Origin of the sequence: Pantoea sp. 9140 (assembly GCF_000745295.1) — a bacterium.
Lineage (GTDB): Bacteria > Pseudomonadota > Gammaproteobacteria > Enterobacterales > Enterobacteriaceae > Pantoea > Pantoea vagans.
This window is the reverse complement of record NZ_JQNO01000001.1, coordinates 3,191,126-3,212,114: the sequence shown is the minus strand read 5'-3', so window position 1 is coordinate 3,212,114 and position 20,989 is coordinate 3,191,126. Positions and strand designations below refer to the sequence as shown.

The 20,989-nt window shown below is 56.1% G+C and carries 17 protein-coding genes and 1 tRNA gene; 16 read left to right on the top strand and 2 right to left on the bottom strand.

Features of this window, described 5'->3' with window-relative positions; genetic code table 11:
- Nucleotides 1-20 precede the first annotated feature (20 nt).
- A complete protein-coding gene (locus FA92_RS14835; RefSeq protein WP_033784042.1) occupies nt 21-1,331 on the top strand; it encodes an MFS transporter in 1,311 nt (436 codons plus the stop codon).
- Between the two features lie 10 nt (nt 1,332-1,341).
- A complete protein-coding gene (locus tag FA92_RS14830) occupies nt 1,342-3,705 on the top strand; it encodes a glycoside hydrolase family 31 protein (protein WP_033784041.1) in 2,364 nt (787 codons plus the stop codon).
- Between the two features lie 360 nt (nt 3,706-4,065).
- On the opposite strand, the gene ftnA is transcribed toward FA92_RS14830, so the two are convergent.
- Nucleotides 4,066-4,572: a non-heme ferritin gene (ftnA, locus tag FA92_RS14825; RefSeq protein ID WP_010248984.1), complete on the bottom strand. Its 507-nt coding sequence runs from the start codon at nt 4,570-4,572 to the stop codon at nt 4,066-4,068.
- A gap of 490 nt (nt 4,573-5,062) precedes the next feature.
- Here ftnA and FA92_RS14820 point away from each other — a divergent pair, with 490 nt between their 5' ends.
- From FA92_RS14820 to mrdA, 13 genes are all read left to right on the top strand, one after another.
- Nucleotides 5,063-5,731, top strand: a complete 669-nt coding sequence (locus FA92_RS14820) for a nucleoside recognition domain-containing protein (protein WP_013359020.1) — start codon at nt 5,063-5,065, stop codon at nt 5,729-5,731.
- Nucleotides 5,721-6,194, top strand: coding sequence for a YjiG family protein (locus FA92_RS14815; protein WP_003848518.1), 474 nt, complete (start codon nt 5,721-5,723; stop codon nt 6,192-6,194). Before FA92_RS14820 ends, FA92_RS14815 begins: the two co-directional genes overlap by 11 nt.
- A gap of 4 nt (nt 6,195-6,198) precedes the next feature.
- Nucleotides 6,199-7,302: a M20 peptidase aminoacylase family protein gene (locus FA92_RS14810; protein WP_033784040.1), complete on the top strand. Its 1,104-nt coding sequence runs from the start codon at nt 6,199-6,201 to the stop codon at nt 7,300-7,302.
- A 290-nt stretch (nt 7,303-7,592) separates the two neighbouring features.
- Nucleotides 7,593-9,179, top strand: coding sequence for a peptide chain release factor 3 (gene prfC, locus FA92_RS14805; protein WP_033784671.1), 1,587 nt, complete (start codon nt 7,593-7,595; stop codon nt 9,177-9,179).
- Between the two features lie 257 nt (nt 9,180-9,436).
- The gene (gene osmY / locus FA92_RS14800) at nt 9,437-10,051 is read left to right on the top strand and encodes a molecular chaperone OsmY (RefSeq protein ID WP_013359017.1); all 615 of its coding nucleotides are present in this window, start codon (nt 9,437-9,439) and stop codon (nt 10,049-10,051) included.
- 97 nt (nt 10,052-10,148) lie between these two features.
- A complete protein-coding gene (locus tag FA92_RS22780) occupies nt 10,149-10,310 on the top strand; it encodes a DUF1328 domain-containing protein (RefSeq protein WP_003848537.1) in 162 nt (53 codons plus the stop codon).
- Between the two features lie 221 nt (nt 10,311-10,531).
- Nucleotides 10,532-11,584, top strand: coding sequence for a patatin family protein (locus FA92_RS14795; RefSeq protein WP_033784039.1), 1,053 nt, complete (start codon nt 10,532-10,534; stop codon nt 11,582-11,584).
- Nucleotides 11,581-12,378, top strand: a complete 798-nt coding sequence (locus FA92_RS14790; RefSeq protein WP_033784038.1) for a TatD family hydrolase — start codon at nt 11,581-11,583, stop codon at nt 12,376-12,378. The genes FA92_RS14795 and FA92_RS14790 overlap by 4 nt, the downstream gene beginning before the upstream one ends.
- Before the next feature lie 234 nt (nt 12,379-12,612).
- Nucleotides 12,613-13,392, top strand: a complete 780-nt coding sequence (deoC, locus tag FA92_RS14785; protein WP_013359014.1) for a deoxyribose-phosphate aldolase — start codon at nt 12,613-12,615, stop codon at nt 13,390-13,392.
- Nucleotides 13,393-13,454: 62 nt separating this feature from the next.
- Nucleotides 13,455-14,783 carry a thymidine phosphorylase gene (gene deoA / locus FA92_RS14780; protein WP_033784037.1) on the top strand — a complete coding sequence of 443 codons (1,329 nt, stop codon included), beginning with the start codon at nt 13,455-13,457 and terminating at the stop codon, nt 14,781-14,783.
- Nucleotides 14,784-14,878: 95 nt separating this feature from the next.
- A complete protein-coding gene (gene deoB, locus FA92_RS14775; protein WP_033784036.1) occupies nt 14,879-16,102 on the top strand; it encodes a phosphopentomutase in 1,224 nt (407 codons plus the stop codon).
- 26 nt (nt 16,103-16,128) lie between these two features.
- Nucleotides 16,129-16,842 carry a purine-nucleoside phosphorylase gene (deoD, locus tag FA92_RS14770; RefSeq protein WP_013359011.1) on the top strand — a complete coding sequence of 238 codons (714 nt, stop codon included), beginning with the start codon at nt 16,129-16,131 and terminating at the stop codon, nt 16,840-16,842.
- 221 nt (nt 16,843-17,063) lie between these two features.
- Nucleotides 17,064-18,935, top strand: a complete 1,872-nt coding sequence (gene mrdA, locus FA92_RS14765) for a penicillin-binding protein 2 (protein WP_033784035.1) — start codon at nt 17,064-17,066, stop codon at nt 18,933-18,935.
- Nucleotides 18,936-18,964: 29 nt separating this feature from the next.
- Here mrdA and FA92_RS23810 read toward each other — a convergent pair whose 3' ends face one another.
- On the bottom strand, nt 18,965-20,284 hold the full coding sequence (locus FA92_RS23810) for a PAS domain-containing methyl-accepting chemotaxis protein (RefSeq protein ID WP_013359009.1): 1,320 nt from the start codon (nt 20,282-20,284) through the stop codon (nt 18,965-18,967).
- Between the two features lie 222 nt (nt 20,285-20,506).
- Here FA92_RS23810 and FA92_RS14755 point away from each other — a divergent pair.
- A tRNA-Phe gene (locus FA92_RS14755) sits at nt 20,507-20,582 on the top strand.
- Nucleotides 20,583-20,989: the final 407 nt, after the last annotated feature.

Genomic DNA, 20,989 nt, shown 5'->3' with positions numbered 1-20,989 from the left:
TGGCAATCAGGAGTGGCACAATGAGCCTCGAATCAACAACCAAACCCATCAGTGCGTCACGCACGGTGCGCGTGATTAAAAATTTGCGCTGGTGGATGCTGGGAATGTTTTTGCTGGGTGTAACCGTCAACTACATCACCCGTAACTCCCTCGGCATTCTGGCACCGGAACTGAAAACCAGTCTGAACATGACCACCGAACAGTATTCGTGGGTCGTAGCCGCATTTCAGCTCGCTTATACCCTGTTTCAGCCGATTTGCGGCTGGCTGATCGATGTAATCGGACTGAAGATGGGCTTCCTGATCTGCGCGCTGATCTGGTCGGTAACCTGTCTGCTGCACGCCGGTGCGGGAAGCTGGCTGCATCTGGCGCTGCTGCGTTTTGTCATGGGCGCGTCCGAAGCGGCGGCCACGCCTGCTAACGCCAAAGCGATCGGTGACTGGTTTCCGAAAAAGGAGCGTCCGGTTGCGGCGGGCTGGGCGGGCGTCGGCTTTTCGATTGGTGCGATGCTGGCGCCACCGATTATCTATGTTGCCCACATTACCTTTGGCTGGCAGGGCGCATTTCTGCTGACCGGCGGCCTGGGCCTGCTGTGGGTGGGACTCTGGTGGTGGGGCTATCACTCGCCGGAGAGCCATCCCCGTCTTTCCGATAATGAACGCGCCTTTATTAACCAGGACAACGAGGCGATGGGTGAAAAGCTGCCGTTCTTCACCGCGCTGAAAGTGATTGGTAAAGAGAAGAAATTCTACGGCATCGCCATTCCAGCCTTTCTGGCTGAACCCGCCTGGGCGGTGCTGAGCTTCTGGGTGCCACTCTATCTTGCCAACGAGCGCGGCATGGATCTTAAGCAGATCGTCATGTTCGCCTGGCTGCCGTTTCTGGCCGCCGACCTCGGCAGCGTCGCCAGCGGCTATCTCACCAGAATCTATGTGCGCTGGTTTGGTATGACCCGCGTGAATTCCATTATCGCCAGTTCCGTCACCGGTGCGCTGCTGATGGTGTCGCTGGCGCTGATGACGCTGGTGAAAGATCCCTGGCTGGCTATCGCCCTGATCTCCGTCGGCGGCTTCGGTCATCAGGTGATCTCCTGCATGCTGAGTGCGCTGGTGGTGGAGCGCTTTGATCGCCGCCAGATGGCCACTGTTAACGGCATGCGCGGCTCCTGCGCCTGGATCGCCAGCTTTATCTTCTCGCTGATTATCGGTGTTACCGCCGATACCATCGGCTTTAATCCGCTGTTTGTGGCGATGGGCTTCTTTGACCTGATTGGTGCCGTTTTCCTGGTGATGCTGATCGCCGAACGCCGCCAGCGCCCTGCTAACCAATAAGGATATCGCGATGAAAACCCTGAAGAACTGGACGCTGCATCAGCAGGCCGATCACTTTGTTGAACTCAAGGTCGACGCTCGACATTTCCTGCGACTTTACGTGCTGGAAGAGAAGCTGGTGCGCGTGCTGCTGAAGCGCGACGGCGAGCTGGCGCTGAACCGCACCTGGAGCATTGCGCCAGAGCACGATGTGCCCTGGCAGGGACGTGACCGTGAGGCGCTGGATGGCTTTACGCTGCCCGCGTTTCAGGTGGAGCATGATGCGCAGCAACTGCGCATCAGCACCCGACAGCTGCGGGTCACCGTGCATCAGCCGCTCTGCCTGAGCTGGGAGCAGTTTGATGGTGAGAGCTGGCAGCCGCTGACCGCCGATCGTCACACCGGTGCCTATCTGCTCAATGCCCACGGCGATGGCGTCGAGCACTATCAGCGTCGTCAGCCGCAGGATCGGGTGTATGGTCTGGGCGAGAAGAGCGGCGACCTGAACCGCGTTAACCGGCGTTTCGAGATGCGTAATCTCGACGCGATGGGCTATAACGCCGCCAGCACCGATCCGCTCTATAAACATATTCCGTTTACCCTGACGCAGCGCGATGGCGTCAGCTTCGGCCTGTTTTATGACAACCTCAGCAGCAGCTGGCTCGATCTGGGTAACGAGCTGGATAACTACCATCTGCCTTATCGCCGTTACCGTGCCGAGGCGGGCGATCTCGATTACTATATGATGCTCGGCCCGACGCTGCTCGACGTCACCAAAGCTTTTGTCCGTCTGACCGGGCGTACGCTGTTTCAGCCGAAGTGGAGCCTGGGCTACAGCGGTTCGACCATGCACTACACCGACGCGCCGGACGCACAGCAGCAGCTGCAATCCTTTATCCGCCTGTGTCGCGAGCATGAAATCCCCTGCGACTCGTTCCAGCTCTCGTCCGGTTATACCTCGATCAATAACAAGCGCTATGTCTTCAACTGGAACTACGACAAAGTCCCGAACCCCAACGCGCTGAGCGACGCATTTCACACTGCCGGAATGAAGCTGGCGGCCAACATCAAGCCCTGTCTGCTGCAGGATCATCCGCGCTACCAGGAAGTGGCGACGCAGGGGCTGTTTATTCGTGACTCTGAGTTCGATCGTCCCGAACGTTCGGTGTTCTGGGATGATGAGGGATCGCACCTTGATTTCACCCATCCGCAAGCGGTGCGCTGGTGGCAGGAGAATGTCACGCAGCAGCTGCTGGAGAAAGGCATCGATTCCACCTGGAACGATAACAACGAATATGAAGTGTGGGATGGTGAGGCGCGCTGTCACGGTTTTGGTCAGCCGATCGCCATCAAGCATATCCGGCCGGTGATGCCGCTGCTGATGATGCGCGCCTCGATGGAAGCGCAGCAGCAGTTTGCGCCAGACAAACGCCCCTATCTGATCTCCCGTTCCGGCTGTGCCGGGATGCAGCGCTATGTGCAGACCTGGAGCGGCGATAACCGTACCAGCTGGCAGACCCTGCGCTATAACATCCGCATGGGGCTGGGAATGAGTCTCTCCGGGCTGTTTAACGTCGGACACGATGTCGGCGGCTTCTCTGGCGACAAGCCGGACGCTGAATTGTTTGTGCGCTGGGTTCAGAATGGCGTGATGCATCCGCGCTTTACCATCCACTCGTGGAATGACGATCACACGGTGAACGAGCCGTGGATGTACCCGGACGTGACACCGATGATCCGCGAAGCGATCCGCCTGCGTTATCGTCTGATGCCTTATCTCTACAACCTGGCATGGCAGGCGAGCGTGGAAGATGAGCCAATGCTGCGTCCGACCTTCCTCGACCATGAGCAGGATCCGCTGACGTATGAGGAGTGTGATGACTTTATGCTGGGCCGCGATCTGCTGGTCGCTAGCGTCGTGGAGCAGGGCGCGCGCAGTCGGAAAGTCTATCTGCCACGTAACCAGGGCGGCTGGTATGACTGGCACAGCGGCAAAGCGTTTGCGGGCGGCGAGACCATCACCCTTGATGCGCCGCTGGATCGGCTGCCGCTGCTGGTGCGGGCGGGTGCGGTGATCCCGCTGGGTGAGTGCGAAACCACCACCGATGCGCGGCGCGATACTGTGCGGCAGTGGCAACTGTGGCCGGCACCGGAAGGCGTAACCACCCAAGGCGAAATGTTTGACGATGATGGCGAGAGCCACGGCTGGCAGCAGGGCAACGCGCTGTGGCTGAGCTGGACGTTGTGCAGCAGCGCCAGCCGAATCGACCTGACGGTAGAAAAACGCGGCGATTATCAGCCCGCCTGGCGGGAGATCGCGCTATTACTGCCTGCGGGTGAACGTCGTGAGCTGTGGGTAAATGGCGAGAAAGCGGCGAGTTACCGTCTGGGATAGCGGTGTTGAGGAGGCAGTGAAGAAAAGTCCGGCCCCGAAGCGAGGGCCGTTAAGGGCAACAGCAAAATCGGACCTGCTTCGCTGTGAGATCGTGCTTGAACAGGAAATACGGTCAGATCGGAAAGACGCAAAAGCTGTCATCCATGACACGCTCGACCCGCGCGATTACGCACCTCATCCCTGAGGTGCGCCCCTGGCCGGGCCAACGCGTTGCGTTGTTCAAAAACGCTCCCGGCGTTTTTTGTCCATGGCGCGGGACGCTTTCCTCCTCTGACCGTATTCCCTGCTACATAAGCTTTATCATTGCTTCCTGAAAGCGTACCAGGGAATTGTCAGCAGCCTGAACCGACCTGAAAGATATTACTCTGCGTGGTTCTCGGTACTCATGCGGCCCAGGTCTTTATCGACCAGGAACAGACCGTTGCCGCTGTTGCTGACCAGCGCCAGTTTATCCAGCACGGTTTTGAACAGCTTCTCTTCTTCGTGCTGCTCGGCAACATACCACTGCAGGAAGTTGAAGGTAGAGTAATCCTGTGACGTCATAGCGGCGTGTGCCAGCTCATTGATTTTGCTGGTGATCAGCTGCTCATGCTCCAGCGCCTGCTGCAGGATTTCATTCAGCGAGGTGAAAGAAACCGGTGGCGCTGCGATGGTGCCCAGCACCGGCATGCCGCCGGTATCGCTCAGGTAGTCAAACAGACGCTGCATGTGCTGCATCTCTTCACGTGAATGCATCTTCAGGAAGGAAGCGGCACCCTCAAAGCCTTTGTCGCTGCACCAGGCGCTCATTTGCAGATAAAGATTGGCAGAGAAAAATTCCAGGTTCAGCTGGTCGTTTAAACGCCCAGTCATTTCAGCAGTCAGCATGGCCGAGTCCTTTTAAGAAGATGTTAAATAAACAGGTGGATGCGGTGAATTATGCATCATACATGTTAGTAAAGTGAAGCCTTTTCCGCAAAATGAGTCAATTTATCTGATTGATTTAAATAGAATTATTTCGGAAATTGAATGCGACCAATTCTCATTCTGTATCGCGCAATATCAGGCAACAACATCAGGAGAATCAGCACCATGATAGTGCGGGCGATAGCTATTCTGCTGGTGCAATGGTCGCTGCGGCAGACGAAATACCCACCATCTGATGACGTCCCGGAAATATAACGTTGTGTTCTGAAAAATCATTTTCAGAGCGCGATAAGAGGTATGGCGTGGATTAAACGTCCTGTGTCGGCAAATAAGGCGTTACCAATCGTTCTCCAGGCGGCTCTGGCATAAATCCTGCTTAGAACTGAGTTCCATATATTGAAACTTGCCACGGCAGGAAACGGGCGGCAGGCCATGTTATCAGGAGAAAATAATGTCAGAAGAGAGTGTGGTTAATCCGGTAAAAATGACGGCGACCAAAGGCAGTTATATCGCTTTAATTTTTGCCATTCTGTTTTTCTCAGGGCTGTTTTATAACGTCGAGGGCCTTAAATGGCTGGGTGCGTTTGACTTCACCACGCTGGGCGGCAGCTTCGGCACCATGAAAGATCCCGCCAGCAACACCTTTCTTGGCGCAGGCGGACTCAGTGCCAAAGCAGGCTTCCTGTTTGCCCTGTCGCTGACGCCGACGGTAATGCTGGCGCTGGGCGTGCTGGAAATCTTTACCCACTATGGCGCGATTCGCGCGGCACATCGCTTACTGACGCCGCTGCTTAAGCCGCTGATGGGGCTGCCGGGTCGTTGCGGTCTGGCGTTAATCACTGACCTGCAAAGCACCGACGCGGGCGCGGCATTAACCAAAGAGATGGCTGACCAGAAACAGATTGGCAAAAAAGAGCTGGTGGTGATGAGTGCCTGGCAATATTCGGGTGCCGGATTAATCAATAATTACTTCGCCATCGGTTCAGCGCTGTTCGCCTCAATGACGCTGCCGATCATTATTCCGCTGTTATTAATGTTCGTGCTGAAATTTGTCGGTGCGGCGATAACGCGCGCTGTGTTAAACAGTGTTTATAAGAAGGATTTCGCGGATGGAAAATAAAATTGCGACAAGCAGTAATCCGTTCGATGTGTTTGTGACCGGTGCGCGTAAAGGCTTTCATATCGCCATTCACAACCTGATGCCGAATGTGGTGATGGCCTATGTGCTGGCAGAAGTGCTGAACCTGCTCGGCATTATGCAGTTCCTCGGACATGTGTTTGCGCCGGTGATGGGGCTGTTTGGCCTGCCGGGCGAGGCGATTACTGTGTTGCTCACCGCCTGGCTCTCCTCGTCGGCGGGCACCGGCGTCGCGGTAAGCTTGCTGACCAAAGGGCTGCTGACCGGTGCAGATATCACCATTCTGGCGCCGGCGATTTTCCTGATGGGATCGCAGCTGCAATATATGGGGCGGCTGCTGGGCGTGGCCGATGTGCCCAAAAAATACTGGCCGCTGCTGATGCTGGTGAGCATCATCAACGCGCTGATCGCAATGTCTGTTATGCGTCTGTTTATTCAGGAGTAACGCTGTGTCTAAGGTATTAGAGCATTACCACTATCTGCATGAAATTCCGGAGCTGGGTTTTCAGGAGGTGAAAACCTCGGCCTACATCGCCGATCAGCTTGAGAAAGCGGGCCTGAAGGTGACGCGCAACATCAATAACACCACCGGCATTGTGGCGGAGATCGACAGCGGTGTGCCGGGGCCGGTGCTGGCGCTGCGTGCTGATATGGATGCGCTGGGCCACATCATTGATGGCGTGCCGTGTGCGCGTCACACCTGTGGTCACGATGGACACTCTTCGGTAGTGCTGACGGCAGCATCGGCGCTGCTGCAGGAGGGCACGGTGAAACGTGGCCGGCTGAAGATTCTGTTCCAGCCCGCCGAGGAGCTGGGTGCGGGTGCGCTCTCGATGATCGAAGGTGGCGCACTGGATGATGTGGAGATGATTCTGGGCTTCCATCTGCGTCCGCTGGAGGAGTGCGTGGTTGGTCAGGCGGTGCCTGCGGTGCTCTACTCCGCCTGCAGCACGCTGGAAGCGACGATCACAGGCCAGCCCGCTCATGCGGCGCGACCGCATCTTGGCGTGAACGCGCTGGATGCCGCCGTGCAGGCGGTTCAGGCCGTCAACGCCCTCCATCTTTCACCCGGCCTGACCTGGAGCGTCAAGGCGACCCGCTTCCTGTGTGATGCCGGTGTCACCAACTCGGTGCCGGATGAAGCCCGCGTGGTATGGGATCTGCGTTCGCAGGAGAACGGGCCGATGACGCAGCTGAAAGAGCAGGTCACGCGCGCCATTACTCACAGCGTGGCGGCACTGGGTGCCACTGCCGAGGTCCGCGTGCTGAAAGAGATGCCCGCCGCCGAGATTGATGATGAGGCGACGGCGGTAATCCGCGCGGCCATCGTTGAAGTGCTGGGTGAAGAGGGCGCACTGCCGATCCGAACCACGCCGGGCAGCGAGGACTTTTTCTACTATCCGGTGAAGCGTCCGGGTGTGAAGGCGGGCTTCTGGGGGCTGGGCACTAACCTGACGCCAGGACTGCATCATCCCGACATGCGTTTCGATCTCAGCTCGCTGGAGATTGGTGTGCAGATCTTCAAAGCCTGCGTCAGAAAGGTATTGGGATAACAGAGTGGGGCGGGTGCAGACCCGCCAGATTCTGTTGCCGCATCCGCTGTTCTCCGATTCTCCCTCTGCGAAATGCCGCCCCTTCCCTGTAGGCCGCGCGCGCAAAATATTGTATGCTATGCCGCCTTAAAGCTGACCAGGTAACCGGACTTCACGCCAATGTAACTTCGCGCTGACCCGCCAACGATAAAACATCGTTTTGGCACCGTTTACCCGCCGGTAAGGTTCTGCCGGCCACCGTGATTTATCAGCAGCGCCAGTACGTTGCGCTGCCTATTGAGAAGAATTCCATGTCTAATCCCTTTTTAGAAGAGGTGGCACGCCGCCGCACCTTCGCGATCATTTCTCACCCGGATGCCGGTAAAACCACCATTACCGAAAAAGTGTTGTTGTTCGGACAGGCTATCCAGACCGCCGGTACGGTAAAAGGCCGTGGCTCTAACCAGCACGCCAAGTCGGACTGGATGGAGATGGAGAAACAGCGTGGTATCTCCATTACCACCTCGGTGATGCAGTTCCCTTACCGCGATAGCCTGGTGAACCTGCTGGATACCCCAGGTCACGAAGACTTCTCGGAAGATACCTACCGTACGCTGACTGCGGTTGACTGCTGTCTGATGGTGATCGATGCCGCCAAAGGCGTCGAGGATCGTACCCGCAAGCTGATGGAAGTGACCCGTCTGCGCGATACGCCCATCCTGACCTTTATGAACAAACTTGACCGTGACATCCGCGATCCGATGGAGCTGCTGGATGAGGTTGAAAGCGAGCTGAAAATCGCCTGCGCACCGATCACCTGGCCTATCGGCTGCGGCAAGCTGTTCAAAGGGGTTTACCATCTCTACAAAGATGAGACCTATCTCTACCAGACCGGTAAAGGGCATACCATTCAGGATGTGCGCATCGTGAAGGGACTGAACAACCCGGATCTCGACACCGCGGTCGGTGAAGATCTGGCGGCACAGCTGCGTGAAGAGCTGGAGCTGGTGCAGGGCGCCTCGCACGAGTTCGAGCAGGAGGCCTTCCTGAGTGGCGAACTGTCGCCGGTCTTCTTCGGCACCGCGCTGGGTAACTTCGGCGTTGACCACATGCTGGATGGCCTGGTTTCCTGGGCGCCGCGTCCGATGCCCCGTGAGACCGATACCCGTACGGTTGAAGCGAAAGAAGAGAAGTTCACCGGCTTCGTGTTTAAGATTCAGGCCAACATGGACCCGAAACACCGTGACCGCGTGGCCTTTATGCGTGTGGTCTCCGGTAAATATGAAAAAGGGATGAAGCTGCGTCAGGTACGCACCGGCAAAGATGTGGTGATCTCCGACGCCCTGACCTTTATGGCGGGCGACCGTTCACACGTTGAAGAAGCATATCCTGGCGATATCATCGGTCTGCATAACCACGGCACCATTCAGATTGGCGACACCTTTACCCAGGGTGAGAACATGAAGTTCACCGGTATTCCGAACTTCGCGCCAGAACTGTTCCGTCGTATTCGCCTGCGCGATCCGCTGAAGCAGAAACAGCTGCTGAAAGGGCTGGTTCAGCTGTCGGAAGAGGGTGCCGTGCAGGTGTTCCGTCCGGTGCATAACAACGATCTTATCGTTGGCGCGGTCGGGGTACTGCAGTTCGATGTGGTCGTGGCACGTCTGAAAAGCGAATATAACGTCGAAGCGATCTACGAAGCGATTAACGTCTCTACGGCGCGCTGGGTTGAATGCAGCGACGCGAAAAAGTTTGAGGACTTCCAGCGTAAAAACGAAGTTAACCTGGCGCTCGATGGCGGCAATAATTTGACTTATATTGCGCCAACCATGGTCAATCTTAATATTACGCAGGAACGTTATCCCGACGTGACCTTCCGTAAAACGCGCGAGCACTAATCGCCTGTTTCAGGGCCATTCCAGCAGGGAATGGCCCTGATTTCCCCACTCCAGACTCCTCCTAAAAACCCCGTTTTTTTTCTGTTTTGACGTGTGATCAACCAGTTAGCCAGGCAAATCGCAAAATGCCGTCTATGATTATTCTATCGGACGGCGGAAGAGACTTCTCTTGTCCTTACGTCCTGTAACGCAGCGGCACCTGTGCCTCTGTTTCGCCCACAGTTTTGGGTGAGTTAACTGATAGAAGGAAGATATCGATGAACAAGACTAAGATTGCTAAAACCCTGATGGCCGCCATGATTGGCTCAGCACTGATCAGCGGCAGTGCACTGGCTGACGAATCAGTGTCGCAGAAAGCGTCACAGACAGCCGACAGCGCGGGTTCGAAAATCGATAGTTCTATGAAAAAAGTCGATGGTTATATGGATGACAGCGGCATCACCGCCAAAGCCAAAGCGGCACTGGTGGATGACGACGCCATTAAAAGCACGGATATCTCGGTAAAAACGCATAGCGGCGTCGTGACCTTAAGCGGTTTCGTCACCTCACAGGATCAGGCTGAAAAGGCTGTGGCGGTGGTGCAGAAAATCGAAGGTGTTAAATCCGTCAGCGACAAACTACACGTCAGAGACAGCAAATCATCTTCAGTGAAAGGTTATGCCGGCGATGCCGCTACGACCAGCGAAATTAAAGCTAAGCTATTAGCAGACGACATTGTTCCGTCGCGCAACGTAAAAGTTGAGACCACCGACGGTGTTGTTCAGCTTTCAGGGCATGTTGCTACTCAGGCACAGTCAGATCGTGCAGAAAGCATCGCTAAAGCCATTGAAGGCGTGAAAAGCGTTAAGAATGACCTGACGGTTAAATCTTAAGCTTGCGTGCGGTCACTTCGTTGACCGCATGGATAAAAGATACCCATCCGGGGATTAAATAAGCAGTTCGATTTTTAAATAGGGTAAGGAGAGGCTTATGTTTCGTTGGGGCATTATTTTTCTGGTGATCGCACTGATCGCTGCAGCGTTAGGTTTTGGCGGTTTAGCGGGCACAGCAGCATGGGCAGCTAAAGTTGTCTTCGTCGTTGGTATTATCCTGTTCCTCATCAGCCTGTTTACCGGCCGTAAAAAGCTTTAGCCGATGAGTCCTGCAGCGTAATGCAACGCAAAGCATAGAGCGGAGACCAGTCATCTGCAGCGACTGACGTGAAGAAAGGGACACCTTCACATCGCTGCGATGGCAAGCCAGTTCAGCTGGCCTGCCGGTTAAAGGAATAGATGACTGGTTCTCCGGAATGCTGCTGTCTTTAACGGATCCCTCCTCCAGCATACCCGGAACCCTTTTTTGAGGTTCGCACAGTGGGTATACGCATTCCTGTCACACTCGGCGCCATTGAACCTCTGGCCCTGACACCCTTTAAAGCTCAGAAAATTGCCCTGGTCTGTGAAGGCGGCGGTCAGCGCGGCATTTTCACCGCAGGGGTACTGGACGAATTTCAGCGCGCCCGATTTAATCCTTTTCAACTGATGCTCGGCACCTCTGCCGGTGCACAAAATCTCTCTGCCTTTGTCTGTGGTCAGCCCGGCTATGCCCGTCGCGTGATTACCCGCTATACCACCAGTAAACTCTTTTTTGATCCGCTGCGCTTTGTGCGTGGCGGCAACCTGATCGACCTCGACTGGCTGATCGATATCACCCGCAGTGAATTTCCGCTGGCGATGAGTAGTGCGGAACAGCTGTTCTCCAGCGGCCGCGAGTTTTATATGTGCGCCTGCCGCAGCGACGACTATTCGCCCGGCTACTTTACGCCCACCGCCGACAACTGGCTGGATCTGATCAAAGCTTCCAGTGCGATTCCCGGTTTCTACCGGCTGGGCGTCAATCTGGAAGGGATAAGCTATCTCGATGGTGGCATCAGCGATGCGATTCCGGTGCGCGAGGCCGCACGTCGCGGTGCGGATACCATTGTGGTGATCCGCACAGTGCCATCGCAGATGTTCTACACCCCAAAATGGTTTAAACGGATGGAGCGCTGGCTCAGTACTGGCGCGCTGCAGCCGATGATCAACGTGCTGAATAAGCATGAGCAGAGCTATCGGGAAATTCAGCAGTTTATTGAGAATCCTCCCGACGATTTGCGCATTATCGAAATTTTTCCGCCGCACGTGCTGGCCAGCAGTGCCCTGGGCAGCCGGGTTGCCGCGCTGAATCAGGATTATCATCTGGGGCGGCGCTGTGGTCGCTATTTCCTCGCCACGCTGGGCCAGTGGCTGAGCGATGCTGAACCGATGGTCTCAGCGCGCATCGTCACCCCGCCTGCGCCGGTTGCCAATGCGCCGGATACCCGATTGATTATCACGCCGCCGCTGGCGGACAATGATGCGGATTACGACAAGGGATCGCTGGCATGACGTTTATCGATACGCACTGTCATTTCGACTTTCCGCCTTTCGAAGGGGATGTTGCCGCCAGCTTGGCGCGCGCAGCTGAGGCGGGCGTAGAGAAGATTATTGTTCCGGCGATTGATGCCAGCCGCTTCGAACGTGTCTGTGCGCTGGCCGCGGAACATTCGCCGCTCTACGCGGCGCTGGGCCTGCACCCCATCGTCATTGAAAATCACCTTGAGGTGCATCTCGGGCAGTTGGAAACCTTACTGCAACAGCGGCCACGTAAGCTGGTGGCGATCGGCGAGATCGGGCTGGATCTCTATCGCGACAATCCGCAGTTTGATAAGCAGCAACGCTTTCTCGAAGCACAGCTGAAGCTGGCAAAACAGTATCAGCTGCCGGTGATCCTGCATTCGCGGCGCACCCATGACAAGCTGGCGCAGATTCTGCGTCGTCTCGATCTGCCGCGCCGTGGCGTGGTGCACGGTTTTGCAGGCAGCCTGCAGCAGGCACAGGCCTTTATTAAGCTGGGTTATGCGATTGGCATTGGCGGGACCATTACCTATGAACGCGCCAGCAAAACCCGTCAGACCGTAGCACAGCTGCCGCTCTCTGCGCTGCTGCTGGAAACCGATGCACCCGATATGCCACTGCAGGGCTTTCAGGGCCAGCCAAACCGCCCGGAACGGGCGCGTCAGGTGTGGGAAGTACTCTGCAGCTTGCGAGAGGAATCACCCGAAGAGATTGCCGATGCACTGTGGCACAACAGTCAGCAGCTGTTCCGGCTCGATCCCGCTTTCCCAACGCTGCGTAACTGACCGGATCTGCCTCATCAGCGCTTAAATGTGATAATAGTAACATTGGGTCGGCTGGCGTATAATGGCCATTAAACGCTGTTATCTGCGATTTAAGTCACAGTGATTGTGACGCAATTGCATCAATTTCTTATCCCTATGTGACTACTGGCACATATCAGGCCGCTTCTGAGTGTTATTATTATAACATTCCGCCGGCAAGCCGGTGGGTTGCACCCCGATCTTTTGGAGAGCCTCATGACCGATATTAAACCTCTTGCCCTGCGCGCCCTGAAACTGATGGATTTAACCACCCTGAATGACGACGACACCGACGCAAAAGTGATCGCCCTCTGTCATCAGGCTAAATCCCCGGCAGGTAACACCGCCGCCATCTGTATCTATCCGCGCTTTATTCCGATTGCGCGTAAAACGCTGCGCGAGCAGGGTACGCCGGAAATCCGCATCGCCACGGTAACTAACTTCCCGCACGGCAATGACGACATCGATATTGCACTGGCAGAGACCCGCGCCGCCATCGCCTACGGTGCAGATGAAGTGGATGTGGTCTTCCCGTACCGCGCGCTGATCGCCGGTAACAGTCAGGTTGGTTTCGATCTGGTGAAAGCCTGTAAAACCGCCTGTGCTGAAGCGAACGTGCTGCTGAAAGTCATCATCGAAACCGGTGAGCTTAAAGAAGAAGCGCTGATCCGTCAGGCTTCTGAGATTGCTATCGACGCGGGTGCCGACTTCATTAAAACCTCCACCGGTAAAGTGCCGGTTAACGCCACGCCGGAAGTGGCGCAGATCATGATGAATGTGATCCGTGACAAAGGCGTTAGTAAGGAAGTTGGCTTTAAACCGGCGGGCGGCGTACGCACTGCTGAAGATGCCGCGATCTATCTGCAGATGGCAGAAGAGACGCTAGGTGCCGACTGGGCCGATGCACGCCATTTCCGCTTTGGTGCATCAAGCCTGCTGGCGAGCCTGCTCAACACCCTGGGTCATGACAGCGACACCAGCAAAGCGGGTTACTGATCTTTCAGGCGGTCGCTGACCGCCTGTTCTCCATCCTGATTTCCCTGAACCAGGGGGCTACTTTGTTTCTGCCACAAGAAATTATTCGCAAAAAACGTGACGGCCAGGCGCTGACTGAAGAGGAGATTCGCTTCTTCATTAATGGCGTGCGTGATAACACCGTCTCGGAAGGTCAGATTGCCGCGCTGGCGATGACCATTTATTTCCACGACATGACGCTGCCAGAGCGGGTCGCGCTGACGATGGCGATGCGTGATTCCGGTACGGTACTTAACTGGAAATCACTCAATCTTAACGGGCCGGTGGTGGATAAGCACTCGACCGGCGGCGTCGGCGATGTGACGTCGCTGATGTTAGGGCCGATGGTCGCTGCCTGCGGTGGATATGTGCCGATGATTTCCGGTCGTGGTCTGGGTCATACCGGCGGCACGCTGGATAAACTGGAAGCGATTCCGGGCTTCGATATTTTCCCCAGTGATGACCGTTTCCGCGACATCATTAAGCAGGTCGGTGTGGCGATTATCGGCCAGACCAGCTCGCTGGCCCCGGCGGATAAGCGCTTCTACGCGACGCGTGACATCACCGCCACCGTCGATTCCATTCCGCTGATCACCGCCTCGATTCTGGCCAAGAAGCTGGCAGAAGGACTGGATGCGCTGGTTATGGATGTCAAAGTGGGTTCCGGCGCATTTATGCCAACCTATGAAGCCTCAGAAAGTCTGGCGCAGTCGATTGTTGGCGTTGCCAACGGCGCAGGCTGCCAGACCACCGCGCTGCTGACGGACATGAATCAGGTTCTCGCTTCTTCAGCCGGTAACGCGCTGGAAGTGCGCGAAGCGGTGCGCTTCCTGACCGGTGAACAGCGGAATCCGCGCCTGCTGGAAGTGACGCTGGCGCTCTGTAGCGAAATGCTGATCTCCGGCAAACTCGCCGCCAGCGACGTCGACGCGCGTCAGAAGCTGATGACGGTGCTGGATAACGGTAAGGCGGCTGAGGTGTTTGGCCGCATGGTCGCTGCCCAGCAGGGACCGGCTGATTTCGTCGAACGTTACGACGCTTATCTGCCCGCGCCATTGCTAAGCAAACCGGTCTATGCCGACCAGCCAGGCATCGTCAGCAGCATGGATACCCGTGCGCTGGGTCTGGCGGTGGTGGCGATGGGCGGCGGACGTCAGCGCGCCAGCGACAGCATCGATTACAGCGTCGGCTTCAGCGAAATGATCACCCTGGGCGAACGTGCCGATGCGCATCGTCCGCTGGCGGTCATTCACGCCAGCAGCGAAGACAAATGGCAGCAGGCCGCCGCAGCGGTTAAAGCTGCGCTGGTGCTCGGGGATTCCGCCCCGGCTGAGACGCCGGTCGTCTATCGCCGTGTGAGCGATCTCAGCTAACTGACCAGTAACCGGTGCCAGCCGCGATGCATTCGGGTATACTGATCTGATCGCTTTTTTTTGACTTGTCACGCGCCAATGCGCAGGAGACTTGCATGAAACGTGCTTTTATTATGGTTCTCGATTCCTTTGGAATTGGCTCCAGTAAAGATGCCGATAAATTCGGCGACGCAGGTTCAGATACCCTAGGTCATATCGCCGAAGCCTGTTTTAACGGTGAAGCAGACAAGGGACGTAAAGGCCCATTGCATCTGCCTAATCTCACCGCGCTGGGGCTGGGTAAAGCCGCCGAGCTGTCGACCGGCCGCTTCCCGGCGGGTCTGGATCCTGAGGCAAAAATCACCGGCGCGTATGCTTACGCCAGTGAGCTTTCGTCAGGTAAAGATACGCCGTCAGGCCACTGGGAGATCGCCGGTGTGCCGGTGCTGTTTGACTGGGGCTACTTCAGCGACAAAGAGAACAGCTTCCCGCAGGAACTGCTGGACAAGCTGGTTGCGCGCGCCGACCTGCCAGGCTATCTCGGTAACTGCCACTCTTCAGGTACGGTGATCCTCGACCAGCTGGGCGAAGAGCATATGAAAACCGGCAAGCCGATTTTCTATACCTCTGCGGACTCCGTATTCCAGATCGCCTGTCACGAAGAGACCTTTGGTCTTGAGCGGCTCTATGCGCTGTGCGAAATCGCCCGTGAAGAGCTGACCGAAGGGGGCTACAACATTGGCCGCGTGATCGCCCGTCCGTTTGTGGGTGATAAAGCGGGTCAGTTCGAGCGTACCGGTAACCGTCACGATCTGGCTGTTGAGCCACCATCCGCCACCATGCTGAAAAAGCTGGTGGATGAGAAGGGCGGTCACGTGATCTCCGTGGGTAAAATCGCCGATATCTATGCGGAGCAGGGCATTACCAAAAAGGTCAAAGCGACCGGTCTGGATGCGCTGTTTGACGCGACGATTCAGGAGATGAAAACCGCGCCGGATCAGGCGATTGTGTTCACCAACTTCGTTGATTTCGATTCAACCTGGGGACATCGCCGTGATGTCGCCGGTTATGCGGGCGGGCTGGAGCTGTTTGACCGTCGTCTGCCTGAGCTGATGGCGCTGGTTGGCGAAGATGACATCCTGATCCTGACTGCTGACCACGGCTGTGATCCGACCTGGGAAGGCACCGAGCATACGCGTGAGCACATTCCGATTCTGATCTACGGACCGAAAGTGGAGCCGGGTTCACTGGGATACCGCGAGACTTTCGCTGATATTGGTCAGACAATTGCACACTATTTTGGCCTGTCCGAGATGGACTATGGCAAGAACATGCTGTAAATCAGCAATTTAATAAGGATTAAACAATGGCAACCCCTCATATTAATGCTGAAATGGGTGATTTCGCAGACGTCGTACTGATGCCTGGCGATCCGCTGCGCGCAAAACACATCGCAGAAACCTTCCTGGAAAATGCGGTTGAAGTGAACAACGTGCGCGGCATGCTGGGCTACACCGGCACATACAAAGGCCGTAAAGTCTCTGTAATGGGTCACGGAATGGGTATCCCTTCCTGCTCCATCTACACCAAAGAGCTGATCACGGACTTCGGCGTTAAGAAGATCATCCGTGTCGGCTCCTGCGGTGCCGTACGCCCTGATGTAAAACTGCGTGATATCGTGATTGGTATGGGTGCCTGCACTGATTCCAAAGTGAACCGTATGCGTTTCAAAGATCACGACTTCGCGGCGATTGCTGACTTCGACATGGTGCGTAACGCGGTTGATGCGGCGAAAAACCTGGGTGTTGAAGCGCGCGTAGGTAACATCTTCTCTGCCGATCTCTTCTACACGCCGGATCCGCAGATGTTCGACGTAATGGAAAAATATGGCATTCTCGGCGTTGAGATGGAAGCCGCGGGTATCTACGGTGTGGCTGCAGAGTTCGGTGCGAAAGCGCTGACCATCTGTACCGTATCAGACCATATCCGTACGCACGAGCAGACGACTGCTGCTGAGCGTCAGACAACCTTCAACGACATGATCAAGATTGCGCTGGAGTCTGTCCTGCTGGGTGATTAATCCGCGCGGCGGGTGACGATTCCCGACTGCTGCCCGATCGCCTGTTCAGATCCTCCCTAACCGGAGGATCTGAGTTTCCCGCCTCGCTTTCCCGGTAACATTCACATCAAATGACACACTTTTGCCGAGGCTTGTGCATCTTCGCGCTGGCACGCCTGCGATCGCGCTTTATCATAGTGTGCAATAACAGATAATAATTAGTCGCCTGATAATGCCCCCTGATGAACTTTCGTAACTTCGATGCTGAAGAGAAGCTGTTTGCCCGTCGCGCCGCAATCGCCTTTGCTCTGGTCTGTCTCTGTTTCACTATTCTTGGCGTAAACCTTTTCCGCTTACAGGTGCGCGACCATGCCTACTACCAGACGCGCTCCAACCAGAATGACATCAAGATGATTCCCATCGCCCCGACGCGCGGGCTGATTTATGACCGCAACGGTATTCCGCTGGTGCGTAACGTCAGCTGGTACGCCATCACGCTGACGCCTTATAAAATTGACGATATGAATGCCACGCTGCGGGCGCTGACGCCGATCGTAAATCTGACACCCGATGAGATCGACACTTTCCGCCGTGCGCTGAAGCAGACCAGTCGTTACAAGCCGGTCGTGCTGAAGGAGGAGCTGACCGAAGAGCAGGTTGCCCGCTTTGCGGTCAATCAGTTCCGCTTTACCGGTGCCAGCATTGAGACCTACCAGGATCGTGAATATCCCTATGGGGCCGATCTGGCCCATGTGATCGGTTATGTCTCGAAAATCAACGATAACGACTACAAACGGCTGAATGCGGAAGGTATCGCCGAAAACTATGCGGCTGACCACAACATCGGCAAGCAGGGGATTGAGGGCTATTACGAAGCGCTGTTGCATGGCAAGCCGGGCTATCAGGAAGTGGAAGTAGATAACCATGGCCGCATTGTGCGGGTGCTGAAAGAGGTGCCGCCGGTCGCGGGTAAAAACCTGACGCTGACGCTGGATCTGCATCTGCAACAGTATGTGGAGAGCCTGCTGGCCGGACAGCGTGCGGCGCTGCTGATTGAAGATCCGCGCGACGGCTCCGTGCTGGCGATGGTCTCCAGTCCCAGCTACGACCCGAATCCGTTTGTGAAAGGCATCAGCTATCAGGCCTACAAAAAGCTGCTGCAGGATAAAGACCTGCCGCTGATCAACCGCGTCACGCAGGGACTCTATCCACCCGCTTCCACGGTGAAGCCTTATATGGCGATGTCGGCGCTGCTGACCCATGTGATTACGCCACAGTCGCAGTTCTTTGGTGCGCCGACCTGGACGCTGCCGGGCACGGACCGGCGCTATCGCGACTGGAAGAAAACCGGGCACGGCATGCTGGATGTCACTCGCGCAATAGAAGAGTCCGCCGACACCTTCTTCTATCAGGTGGCTTTCATGATGGGCATTGACCGGATTCACACCATGCTCAGCCAGTTTGGCTATGGTAAATCGACCGGCATCGACCTGAATGAAGAGTACAACGGCTTATTGCCAAGCCGTGAGTGGAAGCAGAAGGTGCATAAAAAGGCCTGGTATCAGGGCGATACGGTTTCGGTAGGCATTGGTCAGGGCTACTGGATTGCGACGCCGATTCAGATGGTGAAGGCGATGGTCGCACTGATCAATAACGGTCGGGTCATCGCACCGCACCTGCTGGAGAAAACCCAGCGCGGCACGCTGGTGGAAAACTACCATCCACAACAGCACGAGGCGCAGATTGGCGATCCTCACTCACCATACTGGTCGCTGGTGCGTCACGCGATGTTTGGCATGGCTAACGCGCCCAACGGCACCGGTTATAAATATTTCCATACGGCTCCTTATGGCATCGCGGCGAAGAGCGGGACGTCACAGGTATTCAGCCTGCGTCAGAACCAGACTTATAACGCGAAGATGATCCCAGTGCGGCTGCGTGACCATATCTTCTATACCGCCTTTGCACCGTTTAATGACCCGAAAGTGGCGGTGGCGTTAATTCTGGAGAATGGTGGCGGGGAAGGGGTAACGGCTGCGCCCGTGATGCGGGATATTCTGGACCATATCTTTATCCCGCCGGTGCCAGAAGCACCCGCTCAGGCCACACCGTAAAAAAGGGGGACGAAGGCCCCCGCAGAGCATCAGACTTTAAGCGTTTTAGTGACCTGTCCGATGGCACGCACCACGTCCGTTGCGCCTTCACGGATTTCTGCAATCACGCCGCCCGCCTCCTGAGCCAGCTGTACACCCTGATCGGCACGTTTCAGGTTCGACTCAATACCTTTCAGCGCCCGGCTTGCCAGCAGATGATTTTGCTGAATCCGGTTTTCAATGTCGGTAGTGGCGCGGTTAATGTTGGCTGCCAGCGTGCGGACTTCATTAGCCACCACAGCAAAGCTGCGGCCATGGGTGCCCGCCCGCGCTGCTTCAATGGCGGCATTCAGCGCCAGCAGGTTGGTCTGATCGGCGATCCGGCGAATACCTTCTACAATCGCGCCGATACGATCAGAAGACTCACTCAGGCCGGTAATATCACCGGAGATCCCCTGCAGTTCACCCGCCAGCGCATTCATGGTTTCCACGCTGCTGGCGATCACATCGGCACCCAGCTTTGTGCTTTCATCCGTTTGCAGTGCGGTGTGATAAGCCCGCTGCGCCGCATCATGCTCCTGCTGATTCTTTTCAACTTGTGCCGTCACATCCGTGGCGAATTTGACGATTTTGTAGAGTCGGCCCTGCTCGTCAAATACCGGATTGTAGGTGGCGCGTAGCCAGACCGTCTCACCCCGTTTATTCACCCGGGGAAACTGACCCGAGACAAATTCACCCCGGTTCAGTTGCTGCCAGAACTCGCTATATTCGCGGCTGTCGCGTACGGCCTGCGAACAGAAACGACTGTGGTGGATCCCTTCGACCTCTTCACGACGGTAGCCCATGGTTTTCAGAAAGTTGTCGTTGGCTTTCAGCACTTCACCTTTGAGGTTAAAGGCGATGACCGCCATCGACCGTTCAATGGCGGTGGTAATGGCGCGCTGCTCCTGGGCATCGTTGATATGGCCCGTAATGTCGGTGGCCAGTTTGACGATTTTAATCACCCGGCCATGGCGGTTCTGCACCGGCACATAGTTGGCTTCCAGCCAGATCGGGCGGCTGTTTTTCGCCATGCGCAGAAATTTATCGCTGAAGCTTTCGCCCCGGTTCAGCCGCAGCCAGAAATCCTGATAGTCCCGCGACTGAAGCTGTTCCGGCGTGCAAAAAAGGCTGTGGTGCTGGCCTTCAATCTCCGCCAGCGTGTAGCCCATGCGCGCCAGAAACAGCGCATTGGCGCTGAGAATGGTGCCATCGGGGGAGAACTCAACCATGGCGATGGAGCCGTTGAGCGAGCTCAGCGTGGCCGCTGAGTGAGCCCGCTTCTGCCAGCCGTGGCGTGAAGTGATACCTGATGTAATGGTGGAAAACATGGCGATCCTTATTATTAGTGTTGGTCTCGCCTCATATATCGGCAAAATCGCGGCACAATGGAGCCTTTACCGCTCCGCTGACTAAAATTTATCCGGCCAGACGCGAGATTTTTGCGCCGGGTCAAACCCGATATTTGAGTTGATGGAAAAGCCGTCAGTCGATGTGATTTTGGTGAAAAGCGTTTGACGCTGCCGGGCCGCTTTGGTTTAATGCGCCCCGTTGCCCGAATAGCTCAGTCGGTAGAGCAGGGGATTGAAAATCCCCGTGTCCCTGGTTCGATTCCGGGTTCGGGCACCATCTTTAAAGAACCCGCCTCTGGCGGGTTTTTGCGTTCTGGCACGAACCCGCTATCGAAGTTTCGATACACTCGCCACATCCTGTGGCTCGCCCTTCGGGTCGCGCTGACGCGCGATGCAAAAATGCTCCCGGCATTTTAGTCCGGGTTCGGGCACCATCTTTAAAGAACCCGCCTCTGGCGGGTTTTTGCGTTATGGCACGAACCCGTTATCGAAGGTTCGCCAGACTCCCCCGACATTTCCGAATTTCACTTCAGTCCGGCGCATTTCGCCGCACAACGCTGTAGCAATGCAAACAGATTTCACGGTGAAACCAATTTGCTGCTTCGCCTCTGTGCTGTGTTGCCAGACCCGCACCGCCTGATGTGCTGTCCAGCCTGCAATTGGCCGCGGCTAATCGTGTTTTAG

Coding starts and splice junctions, on each gene's coding strand:
- FA92_RS14790 (WP_033784038.1), top strand. CDS start 11,581: ATGACGTTTATCGATACGCACTGTCATTTCGACTTTCCGCCTTTCGAA.
- FA92_RS14815 (WP_003848518.1), top strand. CDS start 5,721: ATGGAAAATAAAATTGCGACAAGCAGTAATCCGTTCGATGTGTTTGTG.
- FA92_RS14830 (WP_033784041.1), top strand. CDS start 1,342: ATGAAAACCCTGAAGAACTGGACGCTGCATCAGCAGGCCGATCACTTT.
- osmY (WP_013359017.1), top strand. CDS start 9,437: ATGAACAAGACTAAGATTGCTAAAACCCTGATGGCCGCCATGATTGGC.
- deoB (WP_033784036.1), top strand. CDS start 14,879: ATGAAACGTGCTTTTATTATGGTTCTCGATTCCTTTGGAATTGGCTCC.
- prfC (WP_033784671.1), top strand. CDS start 7,593: ATGTCTAATCCCTTTTTAGAAGAGGTGGCACGCCGCCGCACCTTCGCG.
- mrdA (WP_033784035.1), top strand. CDS start 17,064: ATGAACTTTCGTAACTTCGATGCTGAAGAGAAGCTGTTTGCCCGTCGC.
- deoD (WP_013359011.1), top strand. CDS start 16,129: ATGGCAACCCCTCATATTAATGCTGAAATGGGTGATTTCGCAGACGTC.
- deoC (WP_013359014.1), top strand. CDS start 12,613: ATGACCGATATTAAACCTCTTGCCCTGCGCGCCCTGAAACTGATGGAT.
- FA92_RS14835 (WP_033784042.1), top strand. CDS start 21: ATGAGCCTCGAATCAACAACCAAACCCATCAGTGCGTCACGCACGGTG.
- FA92_RS23810 (WP_013359009.1), bottom strand. CDS start 20,284: ATGTTTTCCACCATTACATCAGGTATCACTTCACGCCACGGCTGGCAG.
- ftnA (WP_010248984.1), bottom strand. CDS start 4,572: ATGCTGACTGCTGAAATGACTGGGCGTTTAAACGACCAGCTGAACCTG.
- FA92_RS22780 (WP_003848537.1), top strand. CDS start 10,149: ATGTTTCGTTGGGGCATTATTTTTCTGGTGATCGCACTGATCGCTGCA.
- FA92_RS14820 (WP_013359020.1), top strand. CDS start 5,063: ATGTCAGAAGAGAGTGTGGTTAATCCGGTAAAAATGACGGCGACCAAA.